The following is a 19,735-nucleotide window of genomic DNA, read 5'->3' as shown; positions in this document are numbered from 1 at the left end:
ATATACAACATAAGGACACAAGGGAAACTTAATATGCTCTCATTGGATTAGACACCCGAAATAACCGGAATTCAGGCCTGGGACCATGAGAACGTATCATTCACCTGTGTCCTTTTTGTGTCCAAATGACTTCGCTATATTTTATGGCTTTGGGCTTTAACCGGGGAGAAGAACCCCATCGATTCCGCCAGCTTGGCATACCAGGCTGCTCCTTGTACTTGGATAATAAATGCTAAGGTAATCACCAGGGCGGCTTCCGAGCCAAAAGCGGAAACGGCAATCCCCAGGGAAATAGACAGGTTCCTCATTACTGTACCGTATACCAGCGCCAGGGCATCATTTCGGTCGAACTGCCACCTACCGACCAGAGTGCTCAGCAGGAAATTCCCCAGGTAGAAAACCATCAATACAATAGCAGCGCTTAAAAGAATTTGGGGCTCACTCAGGATCATTTTGGCCCTCATACTTGTACTGGCAAAGATAACGAAAAGCATGGCCCAGATGCTAATCGCGGGTAGGTACGGCTTGATGCGGTGCTGGAATTCCTGTGGAGAATAACGTTTCAGTAACCACTTATGAGTAAAATATCCCAGGATCAGGGGAGCCACCACTACCACAATAATGGTGCGGAATATTTGCAGCACATCGACGGGCACATATTTTCCCACCATCCATAGCAAGTACAAGGGCGCAAGGAAAGAACCGGTTAACAACCCGATGACCGTCATTTTAACAGCCGCTGCCACGTTTCCTTTGCTCAACATGGTCCATGAAATCGTCATGCCGCTGGTGGGTAGTAGGGAGGCGATAGCCAACCCGGCGAACACTTGGGGATGATCCCGGAAAAAACTAATACCCAATCCATAGGCCAGCAGAGGAATGAAAATAAAATTGATCACCACAGACCAAAAAACCACTTTGCCATGAGATAAGTTAAAGGCTTCTTGAAGCCGGAAGCCGATCATCGTGGGGTAAATCATACAAAAAGTTGCAGGCAAAATCCAGTTTTTTAATGCTGACAAGTCCGTCAAGGAACCAACGATAAAGCCAATAATTAAAACCACGGGTATGACGATTGGTAGATTATTTGAAGGATAAAGGAAAAGACGGATAAACATGGGTCACAACTCCTTACCATATGTTATTTTTATTATATGATCGTGTTTTTTCGCTGTCAATTTTATTTGTGAATTAGTTGGGTAACAAAGCTTCATACATCTTGTCCAATGTTCCGGTTGAGGTGCAATGACACAAAAAACCTGCAAACCGCTGTGGTTGCAGGCTTTTCCAATGCTCCCGACTGTTTTTTATGTCTCGGTCGGGAAACCCATTTTGTGATGTTGATGCAGCAAGGGCTCCATAAGCAGATGTCTTTCCGCCCTGATATAACCGGTAGAATAGAGCCAACTAGTTTTCGCAAATAGGGATGAACACTGTTTGCCATATAGAACCAATTCTCATTAACCCTTCCGTCTAGGGACATTCGGACAGGATCCTTGTCCCACTCATTTTACTGCTGAAGAATCAGATATCTAGCTGCTTATTGGGGCAAGTCCCAGCCGGTTCTTATAATTATTTTAGCTGCTGCGTTTCTGTACAAACGTGAAGAATCCTTGGAACAGAATCTTATTCGATTTGCAGTCTCTGCACATGGGAAAGGGAGATGCGCCGGTTGGTTGTCAAAAGGCGGGGCCGGTTTGATTTGCAAGTTATAGCCAAGTATCAAAAGATTTTACGTTCAGAATGTTTCTACCTGACAATGCCCTGTGTATCCTGTCTTAACCGCCGGCGCTTTGCTCGCTAACCCCTGGTGCCGCAGATTAGGAATTCTATTAAGACTTTTGCAAACAATTATTAGCACTAAAGAAATGATAATATTTATCGTGTTTATTGAATAGTAATGGTTTTTCACCTATAACAGGTAGCCTGCCGTGGTCAGGATCATCGCCGCCCTTTTAGCCACGCCTTCCCCGGAGACAAAGTTGATAGCCTTGCCCCGGGCCAGGGAGAAAAGCTTGCCGGGCTCCACAGCGCCCTTCAGTTCCTGGGGGCCGGGAAATACCCGGTGTAGCAAGTGTTACGCAGGAAAGGGTAAGGAATCCCCGCCCCTTGAGGCGTCAGGGCATCACGCTTCAGGAAACCCTTTAAGCCCTCTTTCTTCCGGCTGGGCAACCATGTAGACGCTGGTACTGGGCATAGCCAGGGTTACTCCTTCCCTTTCCATGATGGCCAGGATCCGGTAATTCACGTCTTCCTTGACCCGCAGGAATTCCGCCCAGACGGTGGTCTTGGTGAAAAAGTAAAGGAATATTTCATAACCGTAATTGCCAATGCTGTCAAACCGGGAAAAAATGGTCTGCTGGTGGATCTCCGGGTGCGCCCGCAGCATCTCTTCAATGCCGGTTACACATCTTTCTAGACTCTCGCGAGGGGTGTCGAATGGTACCGTTAATTTAAAAGTTATTCTTCTTTTTCCCATCCGGCTCCAGTTGGTGATGGGCTCCTTGGCAAGGGTGGAGTTCGGCACCGTGACCAGGGCATCGGCAAAAGTCCTGATTTTCGTACTGCGGAAATTAATATCCTCCACCGTACCCTCCAAACTTGGGGTTTGAATCCAGTCACCGATGCTGAAAGGTTTATCCGTAAGGATCACAAATCCCCCCACGATATTGGCCGCCGTATCCTGGGCCGCCAGGGCAAAGGCTAATCCCCCCAGGCCGATACCGGCCAGGAAACCGTTCACATCGAAATCCCATTCCCCGGCTACAATAACGAATCCCAAAAACACGATCAGTATTCTGACCGCTTTGGAGAGAAACGGCACCAGGCTTTTATCCAATTCAATGCCGAACCACTTGGTCAAGCCGGTACCGGAAATCTCGTGACTGCCCGCCAGGTTGTAAAAACCGTAGGTGGCCAGAATAATGAGCACCGAACGAAATAGTTTAATCACCGCTTGGTTATACTCCGGGCGCAGGGGCAGGTACATCAGCGCCAGGTAGATGCCCAGCACCACGAAAAACAACTGGAGCGGTTTTTCAAAAGCCTTGACCAGTTGATCATCAAATTCAGTAGGTGTCTGTTTCGCAATGCGCAGTATTAAAGCTATGATCTCCCTGGCCAGAAAACGCTGCAGCAGCAAGAAAAGCAAAAAGATACCAGCAGCAATGGTGATTTGCTGTATGACCAGGGACGCAGCCTGGTAGTCTCTCGTAAACAACTCAGTGAGGTGCAGCCACTCCAGCTCCACCGCCCCCTTTCGCTAAGGTTGACAATCTCATTATACCAATTCCACTCCCGCTCAGCCACCCGGTGTCATCTTGCCCGGCGGCCCCGTATTACAGCAAATCGTACTGCCGCAGTTTCTCATACAACCAGGACCGGCTGATACCTAAGGCTTTCGCGGCGGCGGATTTGTTGCCCCCGTGGGCCTCCAATGCTGCCAATAAAACATCCCGGTCTAAATGCTCCTTCTGCCGGCCCACGGTCGTATGATTTAGTCGTGCCATACCGGGCCCTTGTCCCTGGCGCAGGTAGTAAGGCAGGGCATCAAGTTCCAGCACCCGGCCCGTGGAATAGTTCACCGCCCGCTCCAGAACGTTCCTCAATTCCCGCACATTGCCCGGCCAAGCATGGGCCAATAAAGCCGTTTTCACCTCCGGCGCGATGTCCGTAATATGTACCCCAAAGGTCTCGTTAAACTTCTCAAGGAACAAGTAGGTCAGGGGGATGATGTCCTCCGACCGCTCCCGCAAGGGAAGCAAATGAAAGTTAATCACATTCAGCCGGTAATACAAGTCCCGGCGAAACGCCCCGGCTTCCACCTTGCGCCACAAATCCTGGTTGGTAGCCGCTATAATGCGCACGTCCACTTTTACGGTTTGCGTGCTGCCGACCGGGCTAAAAGTCTGGTCTTCTAAGAAGCGCAGCAGCTTACCCTGCAGGTTGAAAGGCATATCCCCTATTTCATCCAAAAACAAGGTACCCCCGTTGGCCAGGGCAAACTTGCCCGGCTTCCCTTCCCGCTGGGCCCCGGTAAAAGCTCCGGGGGCATAGCCGAAGAGTTCCGACTCCGCCAAGTTATCAGGAATGGCAGCGCAGTTGAGCTGGATAAAGGGTTTTTGCCGCCGGGGGCTGGCATTATGGATGGCTTCCGCAAACAGTTCCTTCCCGGTACCGCTTTCCCCGGTCAAAAGCACCGTGGAATTCCCCCGGGCCACCCTTTCCGCTTCCTGCTTGATGGTCTGCATCTCTTTATTCACCGTGACGATGTGACGAAAAGTCACCAACTGCCTGGCTTCTTCCGCTTTGGAACGGTAATAGCTCAGTTCCCGGTCCATTTCCGCCAGTTTTTCCGATAACTCCCGCACTTCCTCCAGTTTTTGATAAGTGATTTTCCCAACCACCCCGATGACTTTGCCCTTGCGCACGATGGGGCTGCGGCTGACAATACAAGGTTGGCCTTCAATCATCTGCACCTCATTGGTTTCCGCCATCCCTGTCTTGAGGGTCCGCGGCAGCCGGGAATTGGGCATTACTTCCTCGATGGCCCTGTTTAGCAATTCCTCTTCCCGCTTGCGGAAAAACCGGCAGGCGGCTTCATTCACCAGGGAAATCTTGCCTTCCTCATTGATCAGCACAATCGCCTCATAAGCAATATTCAACACCGTCAACAAGGTTTCATAGAGTTCTTTCGTCGTTTCCAGCTCCGAAGCAATCCGGTCCAATTCCGTCAGGGGCTGGAAAATAATGATGGCTCCCACCGCCTGCCCTCCTGCCGTCAAGGGGCTGACATTGCACATGACGGTCACACCGTACCAGTTGGCTTTCAGGCCGATGTGCCACTGGGACTGTTCAATGACCGGCGCCAGGTCCATCCCGGGAAACATCTCCCGGAAAGGCTTGCCCGTCACGCCGGCCCGGTCCAGCTGCAGGATGTTGGCTGCCGATTGATTGATGAGCTCCACCCGGTAATCCCGGCCCACCACAATCACCCCGTTATGCATGGAATGATAAACGGTGGTGAGCTGGTTGGCCAGCCTCTCCGTCCTTTTGAAGAGGGACATGATCATATCGACTTTGGTGAAAATGCCCACCACATTATTCCGATCATCCACTACCACCCCCGTACCCACGGGACTGGTCTTGACCGCTTCTTCCACTTTTTCGTAAGGGGTATCCACCCGCGCCGCTAACACTCTTTTTTGGTAATAGGGAGTGATGGTTTCTCCCGGCCCGGCTCCTGCCAGGAAAGCGTCCATTAAATTGGCCTTGGTAAAAATCCCGATCAATAACCCGGTGTCATCCACGACCGGTATCCCGTCAAGCTTAGTTTTCCGCAGCAGCTTCACCGCATGGGCCAGGGTATCTTCCGCTTTTAAAAGGGGAACATTAGTGGTCATCATGTCACCCAACCGCATGGCCTTTTCCCCCTTTCCGCCGTCCTGTGAGATTATTCGGTATGCCCTCCCTGTTCTCCTTTAAAGAAATGGAAGGAATAACTCCTTCCATTTTAGAGCACACCTTCTTCTTTTAGCTTCTGTATCTCTTCCGGCGTCAAACCAAGTTCCCCCGTGAGCACCTCCACCGTATGCTCCCCGTAACCGGGCGGGGGTAAGACCTCCCGGGGCGGCGCACCGGGAAACTTCAGCGGCGGGGCCACCACCTCCACCGGGCCGGCCCCGGAATGGGTAAGCTCCATGAACATCCGGCGGGCGATCACCTGGGGGTGCTCCTTTACTTCTGCCGGTTCCAGGACCGGCTCACAGCAAATATCTTCTCCCCCCAGTAACGCCATCCACTCGTCCCTGGTCTTGCCCCGGAAAACCTGCATGATTTCCTCCTGCACCGCCGGATCCTGCAGGTGATCCCGCCGGGCCAGGTCCTCCCGCTCAATGATACGGCAGAACCGCTGCCAGAACTTGTCCTCAAAGGCCGCTAGGGCCAGGTACTTGCCGTCTTTCGTTTGATAGATATTGTAGTTGGCCAGAGCACCGGTGAGAAGCATGTTCCCCCGCTGCAGGTGCCCGGGACCGGCCGCCCCGGCTTCCATGAAGACCATGGTCATCAAGGAAATCATCCCGTCCAGCATGGAGACATCGATATACTGTCCCCGGCCGGTGCGCTGCCGGGCAAGACAGGCCGCTAGGATACCCACCACGGCCATCAAAGCGCCCCCGCCCAGGTCTCCGAACTGGACCGGGGGAACCACCGGGGCACGGTCCGGGGCCTCCCCCGTCAGCCCTAAAACCCCCGCCAGGGCGACAAAATTCAGGTCATGACCGGCCCGTTCCCGGTAAGGTCCGTCCTGGCCATACCCGGAAATGGAGCACATGATGAGGCCGGGATTAACCTCTTTAAGAGCCTCGTAACCTAAACCCAGTTCCTCCATCACCCCGGGGCGGAATCCTTCCACCACTACATCATACCTTCTTACCAGGTTGAGGAAGATCTCCTTGCCCCCTTTGCTTTTTAAATTTAATGTCATGCTCTTCTTATTGCGATTAAGCCCCCAGAAAAGACTGCTCTCCTTTGTCCCGGGAAGACGGGGCGGCATCCAGCGCATGTAATCCCCTTGCCATGGGTCCTCGACCTTCAACACTTCGGCCCCTAAGTCTCCCAAAAGCTGGGTGGCATAACCGCCGGGCAAGAGCCTGGTCAAATCCAGCACCCGCAAGCCTTCTAACAAGGCATACACGTGGCGACACCTCCGGCTATTTAGGCTGCATCCGGATCGCCCCGTCCAGGCGGATATAAGTGCCGTTCAGCATGGGGTTCTCTACGATGCTTTGCACCAGCAGGGCATATTCTTCCGGGTAACCTAAACGGGACGGGAAAGGTACCATGGCGCCGAGGGCTTGTTTCGCCGCTTCCGGTAACTGGTCAAACATGGGGGTCTCAAAAATACCGGGCACAATGGTGACCACCCGGATGCCGTAAGGGGCGAACTCCCTCGCCAGCGGCAGCGTCATCCCCACCACCCCGCCTTTGGAGGCGCTGTAGGCGGCTTGGCCGATCTGGCCCTCAAAAGCGGCAATGGAGGCAGTGTTAATGATGACCCCCCGCTCCCCGTGCTGGTTCGGCTCGTTATTGACCATCCGGGCCACCGCCAGGCGGATCACGTTGAAAGTGCCGCAGAGGTTCACATTGATCACTTTATGGAAACTCTCTAAATCATGCACGCCTTTCTTGCCGAGGACTTTTTGCGCAATGGCGATGCCGGCGCAGTTGACCACCAGGTGAATACCCCCGCCCTTGGCGCAAGCTTCTTCCACGGCGGCGGACACATCCGCCTCCTTGGTCACGTCACCTTTGACAAACAGCACCGTCTCCCCCAATTCCTCCATCAGTTTTTTCGCTCTGGCCTCATCCAGGTCGAAAATGACAGCCTTGCCGCCCAGGGCCACCACCTTCCTGACGGTAGCTTCCCCGAGGCCGGAAGCTCCTCCGGTAACAAAAGCGACTTTATTTTTCATTTCCATCTTTCATCTCTCCTTCCCAGGGCATTAATCAAGCCTTTCGATAATCGTGGCGTTGGCCATCCCGTATCCTTCGCACATGGTCTGCAGGCCAAAGCGCCCGCCGGTTCTTTCCAATTCATGCAGCATCGTTGTCATGAGCCGCGCCCCGCTGGCACCCAGGGGATGGCCTAAGGCGATGGCGCCGCCGTTAGGGTTGACCTTCGCCGGATCGGCTCCGGTATCAGCCAGCCAGGCCAGCACCACCGGCGCAAAGGCTTCATTGACTTCGAACACATCAATGTCCTCCAGGCGTAAACCCGTCCGCTTCAGCACTTTTTCCGTAGCCGGAATGGGACCGGTGAGCATCAAAGTGGGGTCAGACCCAACCACCACCCGGCCGATGACCCGGGCCCGGGGCTTCAGCCCTAACTCCCGGGCCATTTCATTGGACATCAACAGCACCGCCGCGGCCCCGTCGCTGATCTGGCTGGAAACCCCTGCGGTAATCATACCGTCTTCCATAAAGGCCGGCTTGAGAGCCGCCAGTTTTTCCAACGAGGTATCCCGCCGCGGTCCTTCATCCTGCTTAAACACGGCCGTAGTCCCGTCGGGCAGGGTCACTTCGACGGGCATAATCTCCCGGTCAAACCGCCCCTCGTCCTGGGCTTGAATGGCCCGGCGGTGGCTCTCCAGGGCGAATTCTTCCAGTTGGCGCCGGCTGAAGCCCCATTTCCGGGCAATTCTCTCAGCGGAAAGCCCTTGGTTGATGATCTCATAACGAGAAGTGAGGGCTTCGCTGTATGGGGTCCCTAGAAAATTGGAGCCCATGGGCACCCGGGTCATGTGTTCTACCCCGGCGGCAATCACCACGTCCATATCCCCGCTGATGATGGCCTGGGCGGCGAAATGAATCGCCTGCTGGCTGGAGCCGCACTGGCGGTCAATGGCCAGCCCGGGAACGTGCATCGGAAAGTCCGCAATCAACGCCGCCACCCGGCCCAGGCAGAAACCCTGCTCTCCCGACTGGGTAACACAACCCATGATGACATCCTCAACTAGGTGAGGTTCGATCCCCGCCCGCCGCACCACTTCCTTGAGGACCAGGGCGGCCAATTCTTCCGGCCGGATGCCGCTCAACATCCCCTTCCGGCGACCGATCGGAGTTCTTACCGCTTCCACAATCACCGCTTCCCGCATCAAACCATCTCCTTACCCTATTTTCAATATTCTGTATAGTCTGTTAATGCAAAATCGATACCAGCCCGTCCGGCCCGCCAATCCCGGTTCTAATTTGTGTCCCTCCTGTCCAGTAAGTGTCCACTACTGTACACTTGACAACAACAATTGTTTTCCTCTTTTGCCTTGACTTGGCCTGGAAAGGAAAGATATAATGGTTTTAATCCAATGAACAGCTGAATACCAAACACTAGGGGAGCTCCTGGTCTGGGGCTGAGATAGAAGCAAGAGCTTCTGACCCTTTTAACCTGATCTGGTTAATACCAGCGTAGGAAAGTGTTTGCAGTGATTTTTCGAAATCAAAGGTGAACCTGACTGGGCTGGTTCACCTTTATTTTTCGCCTGAGGAGGTACGAAAATGGAAACCAGCCAGGTACTTTCAGCATGCGCGTCCTTGTGGGAAGAAGTAAGAGCCAAGAACCCTTTAGTCCACTGCATCACCAACTACGTCACCATCAACGACGTAGCCAATGTCATCATTGCGGCGGGGGCATCCCCGGCCATGGTGGAACATCCTGACGAAGCAGCGGTCTTCACCCCGCTGGCGGCCGCCCTGTACATCAACATCGGCACCTTAACCGACATCCAACAGCAGGGCATCATGGCTGCCGGCCGGGCCGCCCGGGACCACGGCATCCCCGGCGTCTTGGACCCGGTAGGCTGCGGGGTTCTGTCCAACCGGGTGTACTTGAGTCATGAACTGATGTCCATGGGATTTGTCAAAGTGGTTAAAGGCAACGGGGCGGAAATCAAGAGCCTTGCCGGCTTAGCCGGGAAAGCGAAAGGAGTGGATTCCCTGGAAGAAGGGGAAGGATTGGTACAGGCTTGCCGGGATTTAAGTCTCCGGCATGACACCACCGTTGTTGCCACCGGCAAAGTGGATGTGGTGGCAGGACCGGGCGGCATCGTCACCGTCAGCAACGGCACCGAATACTTCCAGCAGATCACCGGCGCCGGCTGCATGGTGGGAGGTGTCATGGCCGCCTGCCTGGGAGTGGCTCCCCAGGATCCCTGGCTGGCCGGCATTACCGGCTTGCTTGCCTTTAACATCGCCGGGGAATTGGCGGCCCGGAAAACCGGGGACAATGGTCCCGGCAGTTTTCGCCCTGCTTTCGCCGATGCGCTGCACCATGTAAGGAAAAACGACATCTTGAGAGAGGGCCGGATAACATGGCAGAAAAGGACAGAATAGACTATTCCTTGTACCTGGTCACTGACAGGAGCTTTTTGCGGGGGCGGGACTTAGTCACAGCGGTGCTGCAGGCCGTGGCTGGCGGTGTCACGGTAGTCCAGTTGAGAGAAAAGGAGGCCTCCAGCCGGGATTTCTTCCAATTGGCCCTGGCCTTGAAGGAAGCTTTGCGTCCCCGTCATGTCCCGCTCATTATCAACGACCGGCTGGATATTGCCCTAGCCGTCGATGCCGCCGGGCTGCATGTGGGTCAGTCTGACCTGCCGGCGAAGGTAGCCCGCGCCCTGCTGGGGCCGGATAAAATTCTGGGCTTATCGATCAGCAAGCGGGAGGAAATACAAGAAGGGCTGGAAGCGGGAGTGGACTATTTCGGTGCCGGGCCGGTTTTTGCCACCGGCACCAAAGGAGATGCCGGTGCTCCCATCGGTCTCGACGGCCTGCACCGGCTGCGGCAAGCCACAAGGCTGCCCCTGGTGGCCATCGGGGGCATTAATGCGGAAAACCTCCCTGAAGTACAAAAGACCGGCGTGGACGGGGTAGCCGTGGTATCGGCTATCATGGGAGCGCCGGATATCGAAAAAGCGGCCCAAAGGGTGGCGCAGCTATGGAAAAGAAATTGATGTTCTTCATCGACTTCGACGGCACCGTCACCTGCCGGGATGTCTGCGAAGCCATGATCATGCAGTATGCCCGGCCCGGGTGGGAAGAACTGAACCGGCGGTGGGAAGAGGGAACCCTGTCCACCGTGGACTGTGCCCGGGAAACCCTGGCGATGGTCACCATGAGTAGGGCTGAACTGGCTGCATTGGCCGCGTCCCAACAGCTGGATCCCGGTTTCCCCGCCTTTGCAGCCTGGGCCAGAAAACAAGGTTACCCCGTCTACATTTTAAGCGACGGGTATGAGGATTATATTGAATTGATTTTACAGAAACACGGGCTGGAAATCCCCTTCTACGCCAACAAGTTGCGCCTGGGCCCGGACGGCTGGGATATCGAGGCCCCTTACTATAATGAAAAGTGCGGCCGCTGCGGCGCCTGCAAGAGCAAGCTTATTTTGGATTTAATGGACGAGCACAGCACCAGGGTCTATATCGGCGACGGCTATTCCGACCGCTGTCCCGTTTATCTGGCCGATATGGTGTTTGCCAAAAGGAGCCTGGCTGACTACTGCCGCCGCAGGAGCATCCCTTACCGGCCTTTTGAGGATTTCCGGGATATTATTAAATATTTACAAGGTGAGGAAAAACATGATTAAAAAAGCCTTAACAATTGCCGGCTCCGATTCCGGCGGGGGAGCCGGCATCCAAACGGACCTGAAAACCTTTGAAAACACCGGTGTTTTCGGCATGAGCGCCATCACCGCCGTCACGGCGCAAAACACCCTGGGGGTGACCGCCATTCACTACATTCCGGCACCGGTTGTGGCAGCCCAGATTGACGCCGTCCTTTCCGACTTGGGGGCCGACGCCGTCAAAATCGGCATGCTGGGCAACGCGGAAATTGCCGCCACGGTGGCCGCCAAGCTCAGGGAATATCGCCTGGAAAAGGTGGTACTGGACCCGGTAATGGTAGCCACCAGCGGGGATTTGCTATTGGAAGAAAATGCCGTGGCAGTGGTCCGGGAGAAATTAATCCCCCTGGCTCTCATCATTACCCCCAACAAACACGAAGCCGAGCTGCTGGCGGGGATGAAAATCAGCGGCCTTGAGACTGCCCGCGAAGCGGCCCGGCGCATCCATCACCTGGGGGCCAAAGGAGTACTGCTCAAAGGGGGACACTTCCAAGGAGACACAGCCATTGACCTCTATTACGACGGCGCTGTATTCCATGAATTCGCCAAGCCGAGAATTGCAACCAGAAACCAGCACGGCACCGGCTGTACCCTGGCCGCCGCCGTCGCCGCGTACTTGTGCTTCGACCTGCCGCCGGTGGAGGCCATTGCCAGGGCCAAAGATTACGTCTGGCAGCGCCTGCAGGCAGCCAGCCGGCACCGTCTCGGCGCCGGCTCCGGCCCTATTTGCTTGCCCATGCAAAGCCATCATCCTTAAAAACATGGAGGAGGGTTACCTTAGGCTCCCCTCCTCTCCTCTCGTACCACCGGTAATCTCCATGTACATCGCGCAGTACCCCGTTCACGAACCCTTTGCCCCGGTAGTCATACGGATATCTCTCCTCCTGCCCGGACTGCGCACTCGTAATCCGACGCGACCTGTTCTACTTGTGGTGGCCTCTTTTCGCCCATGGGTTTGTCCCGGCCGGGTGAGCACAGGCAGGGATGAAGACAAAATAAAAAAGGCTGCCCCCTTTTCGGTGACAGCCTTTCCATGGTGGACGTGAAGGGACTCGAACCCTCGACCTTCTGAATGCGAACCAGACGCTCTCCCAGCTGAGCTACACGCCCGTGATGTTGCTAATTATACACCAACTGGACATCAAATTCAATATGCATGGGAAAGGTTTGTGAGAAGCATATCAAAAAATGCCTGTTTCTAGTTTCTTGTTATCATTGGATTTGAAAAATGCGAACCCCACCTGACAGCCCAGGCAACAACCCTGCGCCAGTAGATAGCTCATACGATTTTTCATGCATCCCAGGGATGACTTAAGAAGCCTGTTGACAACGTTCGTCAACAGGCTAAGAGCAGGCTAATGCCTGCTCTTCGTCTTTAAATCTTCTGTCACTCTTAACTGTACGTTAAATATCACTTTTGCATACGTTTTAAATCTGTCCAAATTTCTCTGGCTAGTCAGCGCAACGCTCTTTAATAATAAATCTTGGCTCTTACATGTGTACAAAACAGCACTTAATATCTAGGTAGATTTTAACCTCTGCGCAGTAAAATTATACTCTAAGTCCCATTCAAAAGCAACGGATTGTTCAAGAATTATCTATTTCATTTATCCCCGCCGCCAAATTGTTCCAATATCCAGTCAGCATCAGGTCTCACAATGCGCCTGGAATTCATGTAAGCCCAATCCAGCGGTAGTACGGTCTTGGCTATATAAGCATTTCCTTCTCTACTGACCACCAATGCTAAATCCGCCTTGTGAGGGCTTTTCAAACATAAAGGCAACAGCAACTGTATTTTTGAAATATTCTCCGATTTAACAGGATAGTATTGAGGGATAGCAATTTTGTAGTTTCGACGCACCCTTTCCTCAACTCGTTTAATGGCACTTTCAACGCTCTGGCGCAGCTCGTACTCGTCATAGTCAACTACAGAAGAAAACCTTTCTCTATTGTCTCTAATGATATGTTCATAGTTAACACGTATCGGCAGCAACTTACTATCAAATATTAAATCCGAGGCATTATCTATATATTCGGCGATATCGGGTAACTTGCTGAACACCGCCAGTTCTCTGTCATGAGGCTCACAAAACTTCACGAGGTACCATGGTTGTTTGCCCGGAATCATGTTCTTAATGAAAAAAGCATAAATATCATTGTCCAAATCTGTTTGCAAACCGGTATTGAAACACATCGCTGTCCCATCGGGGGAAAATGCCAGTTTCCCCTCTTCCTTCAAGCGATCATAAGTAAAGTTTAGATAGTTATATAGAATCGAGAACGGCTTTGACTCGTCTCTATATCGCTCGTCTTTGAAATCCCAATCTTCCGACTTGGCCATTTGTGCCAGCTTTCTTAGTTTTTCATTGAGTTTTTCTTTGCTACCCAGATATGCATCAGCCAAAAGATTATATTCTGGTTTAAAATCCATCGGGCATACTGACATCACTACCACCTCCGGCCCCCACAAACAATTCTAATGAGTTAATTCAGCACCTTAAGTCAATATCCTGCAAAATACTTGCCTGCTTGTCTGAAAATGCCATTTTGGCTCCCAACAGTGCAGCCAATGATAAATAAACTTGCCGCTATCATTGTTTTTCGGCGCCTATTTGGCAATATGTATTTTGCCATCTTCCAACCCGGCGAAACAATGCGAGACCAAACTCCCCCAAAACCCAACGTTCATTGCCCAGACAAAGGGAGTAAAAAACTGGGCCCATGGTGATGAGCCCAGTTACCGTTTCTTGCATCTATTAACCCGATGCAAGGTGGATGGAGTACAGCAAGCAATGAACCAATGTGCTTTATCCGGTTAATCGGCATACACCGCTTCCGCCGCCGCCATGGCAGCGCCTTTCTCGCACCGGTAGCCCATTTGGGACAATATCGTTTCCAGGGCGGACAAGACCATCAGCACGTTCCGCTTGCGGCAGGAGTGCCCCATGAGGCCGATGCGCCAGATTTTCCCGGCAAAGACACCCAAGCCGCCGCCGATTTCAATGCCGTATTCATGCAACAAGCGGGAACGGACGGCTCCATCCGCGATTCCTTCCGGAACATAGACAGTGGTCAACTCGGGCAAACGGTGATCCGCGTTTTCTACCACCAGCTTAAGCCCCATGGCTTCCAAACCTTTCTGTAGTGCGAGGCCGTTCTTGGCATGGCGGGCAAATACGTTTTCCAGACCTTCCTCGTGAATCAGGCGTAACGCGGCGTGGATGGCGTAGACACTGGAAATGGGAGCGGTATGGTGATATGCCCTGGTGGTTCCGCCCCAATACTTGGCAATCATGCTCAGGTCCAAATACCAGCTTTGGACCTTGGTCTTCCGGTTCATTATCACATCTACCGCACGGTCGTTGAAAGTCACCGGTGACAGCCCGGGAGGTGCGGACAAGCATTTCTGGGTGCCGGCGTAAGCAGCATCAATGCCTACCTGATCAGCTTCAATTGGAATGCCCCCAATGGAAGTAACGCAGTCCACCACAAACAAAACACCGTGATCATGGGCGATCTTAGCAATCTCTTCCAGGGGCTGCTTCACCCCCGTGGACGTTTCCGCATGGACGATGCCTACTAATTTATACTGATCCTTCGCCATGGCTTCCGCTACTTTGGCCGGGTCGATGGCCTCTCCCCAAGGGGCGTCTACCCTGGTAACCTCTGCCCCGGTCCTGGCCGCCACGTCCGTCATTCTTTCGCCAAAAAGGCCGTTGACACAGATCAAAGCCTTATCGCCGGGCTCGAGCAGGTTCACCATCACCGTTTCCATGCCGGCACTGCCGGTAGCCGAGATGGGGAGGGTCAAATGGTTTTTCGTGCCGTACACTGCCCGCAGCATTTCAGCTACTTGATTCATGATTTCGATGAAAGCGGGGTCCATGTGGCCGATGAGAGGCAGCGCCTGGGCTTGCAGGGTTTGGGGATGGACATCGCTGGGCCCGGGCCCCAATAGGATCCGCTGGGGAGGATTCAATTGATACATTGGGCATTCTCCTTTCCGCCATTAATCTCTGCTCACACTAGCATCAACCGGTGCAGCAACAAATAAGCATGGAATTTTTGGTTCTTAGAGAGAATTCGACTGTAATTGGCTATCTCCTCTCCTGCTGGCCAAGTTCCACTTTTCCCGCTTTTGCTACTCTTCTGATGTTGGCGTGCAAAAAGGACGGCGGCGCCTCCCGGCGCCAAACCGCCCCTGAGGTATCCGGCTGCTGCATGCCAGCACGCCGTTTCCATGACTTAATGACTCAAGAATCTATAGTGAAGGGTCCGCCCGGGCGGTGACCAGAGTCTAGCCACCACCGGCAAGGCTACCAGCACCCCGAAGAAAAACCAGCCGAAGCCGCCCAACTGCCACCAGGACAGGAAAGGAAGCAGGATGCACGCCACCAAAACAGCCAAGTCAGCATTCCGGCTGAGGATTACTACCATCCCCATGGCAAAGCATACCCAAAAAGCCAGCCAGCCATTGACCACCAGCAGAGACCCAAACCCGGCCGCCAGTCCTTTGCCGCCCCGGAAACCGAGGAATACCGGCCAGATATCACCGGCAATCACCAGAGCAGGCGCCAGCACTAAAGCCGCGGTCGTGCCTGCCCAGTATTTGGCCAGGAGCAAGGCTAAGATACCTTTGGCCATATCCAGGCAGATCGTCAACAAGCCCAGCCCGAAACTCACATGGCGCGCCACATTCATGCCGCCCACGTTGCGGCTGCCGATGCGCCTGATGTCCCGGCCATAAGCCTTCCTCACCAACAGGTACGCCACCGGTATGGAGCCTAACAAGTAGGCCGCCACCAGCACCACTAAGGTCTTCAACACGGTCTCTCCTCTCCTTTCTGAGCATGCTGTTTGGGGATGACATCATATGCGCCTGTACCGGCTTTTGTTACTTCCATCTTATAATACTTGTTTCGACAATTTCAATGATATTTCTTGCCTCTGCCCGGTTATGTTCCTGTGTCCACAAGGAATTCTCGCCGGAAAGTAGAAATAGATTTTTGAGGGAATATTAGGTAATGGTTAATAACACCGGACCAAAACTCGAGGGAAAGGATGCATTGTATGTACCAGAAAATCCTTTTGGCAACGGATGGTTCTACCCACGCGCTGAAAGCAGCGGAAGCGGCACGGGAATTGGCTGCCCTAATCCCCGGCGCCGAAGTAACCGTGCTGCACGTGCTGACGCTCACCCCGGAACTAACCACGGAACTGCAGCACGAATTGGCCTCCGACACAGTTACTTTCGAAGAAGCCTTAGCCGGCAAAGCCCAGCCGGTTCTTGACCGCACTTTAGCAGTACTCCGGGAAAAAGACATCCGGGTCCGGACCCGTTTTGAAGTGGGGCATGCGGCGGAAAAGATTGCGGAAACCGCCAATGCTGACGGTTATGACCTGGTGGTTATAGGCAGCCGGGGTCTAGGCAACTGGCAGGAGATCCTTTTAGGCAGCGTGAGTGAAAAGGTATGTCATGCCGTGCATATCCCCATTTTGATTGTCAAATAAATAAAATAAAGCTTTCAAAGCACTGAGAATTCAGCTATAATCATATGTACCAATTCTTTCCCTGGGAGGGACAGCTAGTATGGAAAAATGGGTTTGCACAGTGTGCGGGTATGAATACGATCCCGAGGTAGGGGACCCTGAAAGCGGTATCGCTCCGGGAACTCCTTTTGAAGAATTGCCTGATGACTGGGTATGCCCCTTGTGCGGTGTAGGAAAGGATGAATTTGAACAGCAATAACAAAGCCGGTCACGGGTTAACCAGCCTGCGGCAGTAGATAGACTGCATAATAATTTATGTAGTCTATCTGTTTTTTTCACTGCATGAACACCGGTCGGCAAAAGTAAGAGACTTGACCAAATCTTTTCGCTGCTCGTAAGAATTATAAAAGATAGTCTAAGCATCACGGCAAAAGTGGGCCACGTTGAGTATGATACAAAGGAAAAACAAGGAAGCAAGAATGTTAAAAAACCAGTCCCCATCGTTAAGGATAGGGACTGGTTTTTTCTTGTTTCCAACTAAGGAAACAGCGCTATGCAACAGCTGGGTATGCCTTGCTGTTCCAACGGGGCTAAAGTGGATGGCAAGCAAGTAACTTTCCACGGCCATTAACCTTTGATAATATCAACAACAGTACCCCGGTCCCATCCCGTTTGGGGACGGGGGATGGGAAGCTAGAGGGGACCGGGTGCTTACCGGTTCATACCGGGATCAATTTTCCCTTCTCATACTTGCATATTTACGGCAGCGGCGTTCCTCCGGTGCCACCGGTGTACCGCAATACCCGCAGAACTTGCTACCCCATCTAAGGGTTGTCTTGCAATGGGAACAGGTTTGTGCCATCATTTCCTCACCTTTGCTAAGCATTTCAATAAGTGCAGAAATTAGAAAATCGTCCATCAGATTATAGCATCAATTGATGAAATTATAAACCGGCCTGGGATGCTGAGGAGGAGAGGCATTGAGCACCGGCGGGACAGGAATGCAGGCTGTTGTTCCGGCACGGGCCAGAAACTTGACTCTTGGTGAGTACTCAGAATAACCGGAGCTTAGGAAATATGCTTCACCGTTTAGTATGAATATTCTTGAAATATGTAATACAACCAATTACAATAACGGTAAGGCTGGCAAAAATTGTCGACAAGGGTGATTACCATGGCAAAGATGGTGCTCAGGACTACCGTGCCCCTGGTATTGCTTGCCTTCATGGTCTTGTTCGGCAAGTATGTGTTTGACATGTGGCATCTAATTGGCCCGGCGGCACCGGCCCGTTCCGGGCCCGAGCCTGCCCAGACCGAAACCCGGCCCCCGGTACCGGAGGACGTGGTGATCAAGATCAGCCTGGTCGGAGACGTACTGATTGGCACGGAATTTCGTTTTCCCTATGAACACTACCTGGAGGATGTCTTGCAGCAGGTGCAGGGAGACTACGGGTATTTTTTTGCCAATGTGGCTCACATTTTCGCCGCCGATGACTTGACCGTGGCCAACTTGGAAAACCCTTTGACCGCGGTTGCCCGGCGGGAAGAGAAATTTGACTACGGCCGCAACTTTTGGTTCAAAGGCCGACCCGAGTACGGGCAGATCCTGGCGGCAGGCAACGTGGATGTGGTCAACCTGGCCAATAACCACACTTACGATTACGGGGTACAGGGATATCAGGACACCAAGGCCGCCCTGGACAGCTACGGCATCGGCTATTTCGGCTACGATGATGTGTACGAAACGGTAATCAAGGGTGTGAAAATCGGGATGGCCGGGTTTAACGAGTTCGGGGAATTCGAGCAAGGTGTCGACCATGAACTGCTGAAAGCGGAGGTCCGGAATAAGGTTCAATGGTTGAAAGGCCGGAATGATTTGGTACTGGTGTATTTTCACTGGGGTCAAGAATACAGCTATGAGCCCACGGAACGTCAGCGTTCTCTGGCTCATGCGGCCATCGATGCCGGCGCCGATCTGGTGGCAGGTTCCCATCCCCACGTGATTCAAGGAGTGGAGCGTTACCGGGACCGTTACATCGTTTACAGCCTGGGCAACTTCTGCTATGCCGGCCATAAGAATCCCGCTGACCAGGATACATTCATTTACCAGCAGGAAGTGGTCTTTGACGGCACTGACCGGTCCATCGTGGAATTCAGGGAACCGTATTATATTCCCTGCTACATTTCCTCCACGAGGGATAGGAACAATTTCCAGCCCACCCCGGCCAAAGGAAAAGAGGTAGTCCGGATCCTGCAGAAAATCAACGAACTGTCGGAGTACAAAATGGCGGAAGAAGCCATCCGGGCACGGGGGAAAGCCCGGCTGGTGAAATTACAGGAATACATTCCCAACCTGATTATCGACCTCCGGTATGCCTCCGGCAACAACATTATAGGCAGGCCCCTGTACGAGCCCGGGTATGAAGCCCTGCTCAGAATAGAGACGGCGGAAAAACTGAAGCATGCCAGTGACATGCTCAACCGGCAAGGACTGCGGCTGAAGCTGTGGGACGGCTATCGCCCGGCATCGGTGCAGCTGCAGTTGTGGGAAAACGCGGAGGACAAGAGCTACTTTGCCCATCCCGCCAAGGGGTCGAAACACACCAGGGGATGTGCCGTGGATGTGACCCTGACGGACTGGGAGGGCAATGAACTGGATATGCCCAGCGATTTTGACGATATGACGGAGAAGGCCACCAGGAGCTATCGCCAAGCCACTCCCCTGCAGAAGCAAAATGCCCAGTTGCTGGAGCGAGTGATGCGGGAAGCCGGCTTCCGTTCCATCCAGTTGGAATGGTGGCATTTCGAAGATACCGACTGGGAGCTCTTCGATTTGATTGAAGACGGCGATTATGTGGTAGTCAGTGAACCTTATTAGCGATTCCACACCCTCGGTTATACCGGGTAAAGAAACCAAACAAAATGATGTGGAAAAGCCCCCACGCCAACATCAAGGCAAGGGGCCGGTCTTCATGATGCCGGCCCCGGTAAACAACACCACTCCCCGGTCTAAACCCGGATAGCGTCCATTGCCGTTGCCCTTCACGCCGATGGGGATGTGAAAAAAGG

The 19,735-nt window shown here is 53.3% G+C and carries 18 protein-coding genes, 1 tRNA gene and 1 riboswitch; of the genes, 7 read left to right on the top strand and 12 right to left on the bottom strand.

Annotated features, from left to right (window positions below):
* Positions 1 to 134: 134 nt before the first annotated feature.
* From GXX34_02190 to GXX34_02160, 7 genes are all read right to left on the bottom strand, one after another.
* Positions 135 to 1,118, bottom strand: coding sequence for an arsenic resistance protein (locus tag GXX34_02190; protein HHW06340.1), 984 nt, complete (start codon positions 1,116 to 1,118; stop codon positions 135 to 137).
* A 794-nt stretch (positions 1,119 to 1,912) separates the two neighbouring features.
* Positions 1,913 to 2,074: a hypothetical protein gene (locus GXX34_02185; protein HHW06339.1), complete on the bottom strand. Its 162-nt coding sequence runs from the start codon at positions 2,072 to 2,074 to the stop codon at positions 1,913 to 1,915.
* A gap of 51 nt (positions 2,075 to 2,125) precedes the next feature.
* Positions 2,126 to 3,190 carry a mechanosensitive ion channel family protein gene (locus tag GXX34_02180; GenBank protein HHW06338.1) on the bottom strand — a complete coding sequence of 355 codons (1,065 nt, stop codon included), beginning with the start codon at positions 3,188 to 3,190 and terminating at the stop codon, positions 2,126 to 2,128.
* 148 nt (positions 3,191 to 3,338) lie between these two features.
* The gene (locus GXX34_02175; protein ID HHW06337.1) at positions 3,339 to 5,420 is read right to left on the bottom strand and encodes a sigma 54-interacting transcriptional regulator; all 2,082 of its coding nucleotides are present in this window, start codon (positions 5,418 to 5,420) and stop codon (positions 3,339 to 3,341) included.
* A gap of 92 nt (positions 5,421 to 5,512) precedes the next feature.
* Positions 5,513 to 6,697: a CoA transferase gene (locus GXX34_02170; GenBank protein HHW06336.1), complete on the bottom strand. Its 1,185-nt coding sequence runs from the start codon at positions 6,695 to 6,697 to the stop codon at positions 5,513 to 5,515.
* Positions 6,698 to 6,713: 16 nt separating this feature from the next.
* A complete protein-coding gene (locus tag GXX34_02165; GenBank protein ID HHW06335.1) occupies positions 6,714 to 7,481 on the bottom strand; it encodes a 3-hydroxyacyl-CoA dehydrogenase in 768 nt (255 codons plus the stop codon).
* 24 nt (positions 7,482 to 7,505) lie between these two features.
* Positions 7,506 to 8,657, bottom strand: coding sequence for a thiolase family protein (locus tag GXX34_02160; protein HHW06334.1), 1,152 nt, complete (start codon positions 8,655 to 8,657; stop codon positions 7,506 to 7,508).
* Positions 8,658 to 8,878: 221 nt separating this feature from the next.
* Positions 8,879 to 8,988: riboswitch (TPP riboswitch) on the top strand.
* A gap of 66 nt (positions 8,989 to 9,054) precedes the next feature.
* On the opposite strand from GXX34_02160, the gene thiM reads away from it, so the two are divergent.
* Genes thiM through thiD form a run of 4 tightly spaced genes read left to right on the top strand, consistent with a single transcriptional unit; the run spans position 9,055 to position 11,933 of the window.
* A complete protein-coding gene (thiM, locus tag GXX34_02155; protein HHW06333.1) occupies positions 9,055 to 9,888 on the top strand; it encodes a hydroxyethylthiazole kinase in 834 nt (277 codons plus the stop codon).
* Positions 9,867 to 10,505 (top strand): thiamine phosphate synthase, encoded by a 639-nt coding sequence (locus GXX34_02150; GenBank protein ID HHW06332.1) that lies wholly within the window; start codon positions 9,867 to 9,869, stop codon positions 10,503 to 10,505. Before thiM ends, GXX34_02150 begins: the two co-directional genes overlap by 22 nt.
* Positions 10,490 to 11,140 carry an MtnX-like HAD-IB family phosphatase gene (locus tag GXX34_02145; protein HHW06331.1) on the top strand — a complete coding sequence of 217 codons (651 nt, stop codon included), beginning with the start codon at positions 10,490 to 10,492 and terminating at the stop codon, positions 11,138 to 11,140. Before GXX34_02150 ends, GXX34_02145 begins: the two co-directional genes overlap by 16 nt.
* On the top strand, positions 11,133 to 11,933 hold the full coding sequence (thiD, locus tag GXX34_02140) for a bifunctional hydroxymethylpyrimidine kinase/phosphomethylpyrimidine kinase (protein ID HHW06330.1): 801 nt from the start codon (positions 11,133 to 11,135) through the stop codon (positions 11,931 to 11,933). Before GXX34_02145 ends, thiD begins: the two co-directional genes overlap by 8 nt.
* Positions 11,934 to 12,210: 277 nt before the next feature.
* Here the strand turns inward: thiD and GXX34_02135 are convergent.
* The 4 genes from GXX34_02135 to GXX34_02120 form a co-directional block, all read right to left on the bottom strand.
* A tRNA-Ala gene (locus GXX34_02135) sits at positions 12,211 to 12,286 on the bottom strand.
* Positions 12,287 to 12,779: 493 nt separating this feature from the next.
* Positions 12,780 to 13,607: a DUF3825 domain-containing protein gene (locus tag GXX34_02130; protein HHW06329.1), complete on the bottom strand. Its 828-nt coding sequence runs from the start codon at positions 13,605 to 13,607 to the stop codon at positions 12,780 to 12,782.
* 384 nt (positions 13,608 to 13,991) lie between these two features.
* Positions 13,992 to 15,164 carry an alanine--glyoxylate aminotransferase family protein gene (locus tag GXX34_02125; GenBank protein ID HHW06328.1) on the bottom strand — a complete coding sequence of 391 codons (1,173 nt, stop codon included), beginning with the start codon at positions 15,162 to 15,164 and terminating at the stop codon, positions 13,992 to 13,994.
* 257 nt (positions 15,165 to 15,421) lie between these two features.
* Positions 15,422 to 16,003 (bottom strand): acyl-phosphate glycerol 3-phosphate acyltransferase, encoded by a 582-nt coding sequence (locus GXX34_02120; GenBank protein ID HHW06327.1) that lies wholly within the window; start codon positions 16,001 to 16,003, stop codon positions 15,422 to 15,424.
* 243 nt (positions 16,004 to 16,246) lie between these two features.
* Between GXX34_02120 and GXX34_02115 the strand changes: the two genes are divergently transcribed.
* Positions 16,247 to 16,687 carry a universal stress protein gene (locus GXX34_02115; GenBank protein ID HHW06326.1) on the top strand — a complete coding sequence of 147 codons (441 nt, stop codon included), beginning with the start codon at positions 16,247 to 16,249 and terminating at the stop codon, positions 16,685 to 16,687.
* 79 nt (positions 16,688 to 16,766) lie between these two features.
* Positions 16,767 to 16,925: a rubredoxin gene (locus GXX34_02110; GenBank protein ID HHW06325.1), complete on the top strand. Its 159-nt coding sequence runs from the start codon at positions 16,767 to 16,769 to the stop codon at positions 16,923 to 16,925.
* A gap of 471 nt (positions 16,926 to 17,396) precedes the next feature.
* On the opposite strand, the gene GXX34_02105 is transcribed toward GXX34_02110, so the two are convergent.
* Positions 17,397 to 17,585, bottom strand: coding sequence for a zinc ribbon domain-containing protein (locus tag GXX34_02105; GenBank protein HHW06324.1), 189 nt, complete (start codon positions 17,583 to 17,585; stop codon positions 17,397 to 17,399).
* A 255-nt stretch (positions 17,586 to 17,840) separates the two neighbouring features.
* Between GXX34_02105 and GXX34_02100 the strand changes: the two genes are divergently transcribed.
* Entirely contained in the window at positions 17,841 to 19,544 is a 1,704-nt protein-coding gene (locus GXX34_02100) for a hypothetical protein (GenBank protein HHW06323.1), read from the top strand.
* The last annotated feature ends 191 nt before the right edge of the window (positions 19,545 to 19,735 follow it).

The organism is Clostridia bacterium (genome assembly GCA_012840125.1).
GTDB lineage: Bacteria > Bacillota > DULZ01 > DULZ01 > DULZ01 > DULZ01.
Note: the sequence above shows the minus strand (reverse complement) of the source record. Positions and strands in the feature narration are given on the sequence as shown.

Coding starts and splice junctions, on each gene's coding strand:
- GXX34_02115 (HHW06326.1), top strand. CDS start 16,247: ATGTACCAGAAAATCCTTTTGGCAACGGATGGTTCTACCCACGCGCTG.
- GXX34_02175 (HHW06337.1), bottom strand. CDS start 5,420: ATGCGGTTGGGTGACATGATGACCACTAATGTTCCCCTTTTAAAAGCG.
- thiM (HHW06333.1), top strand. CDS start 9,055: ATGGAAACCAGCCAGGTACTTTCAGCATGCGCGTCCTTGTGGGAAGAA.
- GXX34_02145 (HHW06331.1), top strand. CDS start 10,490: ATGGAAAAGAAATTGATGTTCTTCATCGACTTCGACGGCACCGTCACC.
- GXX34_02105 (HHW06324.1), bottom strand. CDS start 17,585: ATGGACGATTTTCTAATTTCTGCACTTATTGAAATGCTTAGCAAAGGT.
- GXX34_02110 (HHW06325.1), top strand. CDS start 16,767: ATGGAAAAATGGGTTTGCACAGTGTGCGGGTATGAATACGATCCCGAG.
- GXX34_02130 (HHW06329.1), bottom strand. CDS start 13,607: ATGGATTTTAAACCAGAATATAATCTTTTGGCTGATGCATATCTGGGT.
- GXX34_02160 (HHW06334.1), bottom strand. CDS start 8,657: ATGCGGGAAGCGGTGATTGTGGAAGCGGTAAGAACTCCGATCGGTCGC.
- thiD (HHW06330.1), top strand. CDS start 11,133: ATGATTAAAAAAGCCTTAACAATTGCCGGCTCCGATTCCGGCGGGGGA.
- GXX34_02150 (HHW06332.1), top strand. CDS start 9,867: ATGGCAGAAAAGGACAGAATAGACTATTCCTTGTACCTGGTCACTGAC.
- GXX34_02100 (HHW06323.1), top strand. CDS start 17,841: ATGGCAAAGATGGTGCTCAGGACTACCGTGCCCCTGGTATTGCTTGCC.
- GXX34_02125 (HHW06328.1), bottom strand. CDS start 15,164: ATGTATCAATTGAATCCTCCCCAGCGGATCCTATTGGGGCCCGGGCCC.
- GXX34_02190 (HHW06340.1), bottom strand. CDS start 1,118: ATGTTTATCCGTCTTTTCCTTTATCCTTCAAATAATCTACCAATCGTC.
- GXX34_02165 (HHW06335.1), bottom strand. CDS start 7,481: ATGGAAATGAAAAATAAAGTCGCTTTTGTTACCGGAGGAGCTTCCGGC.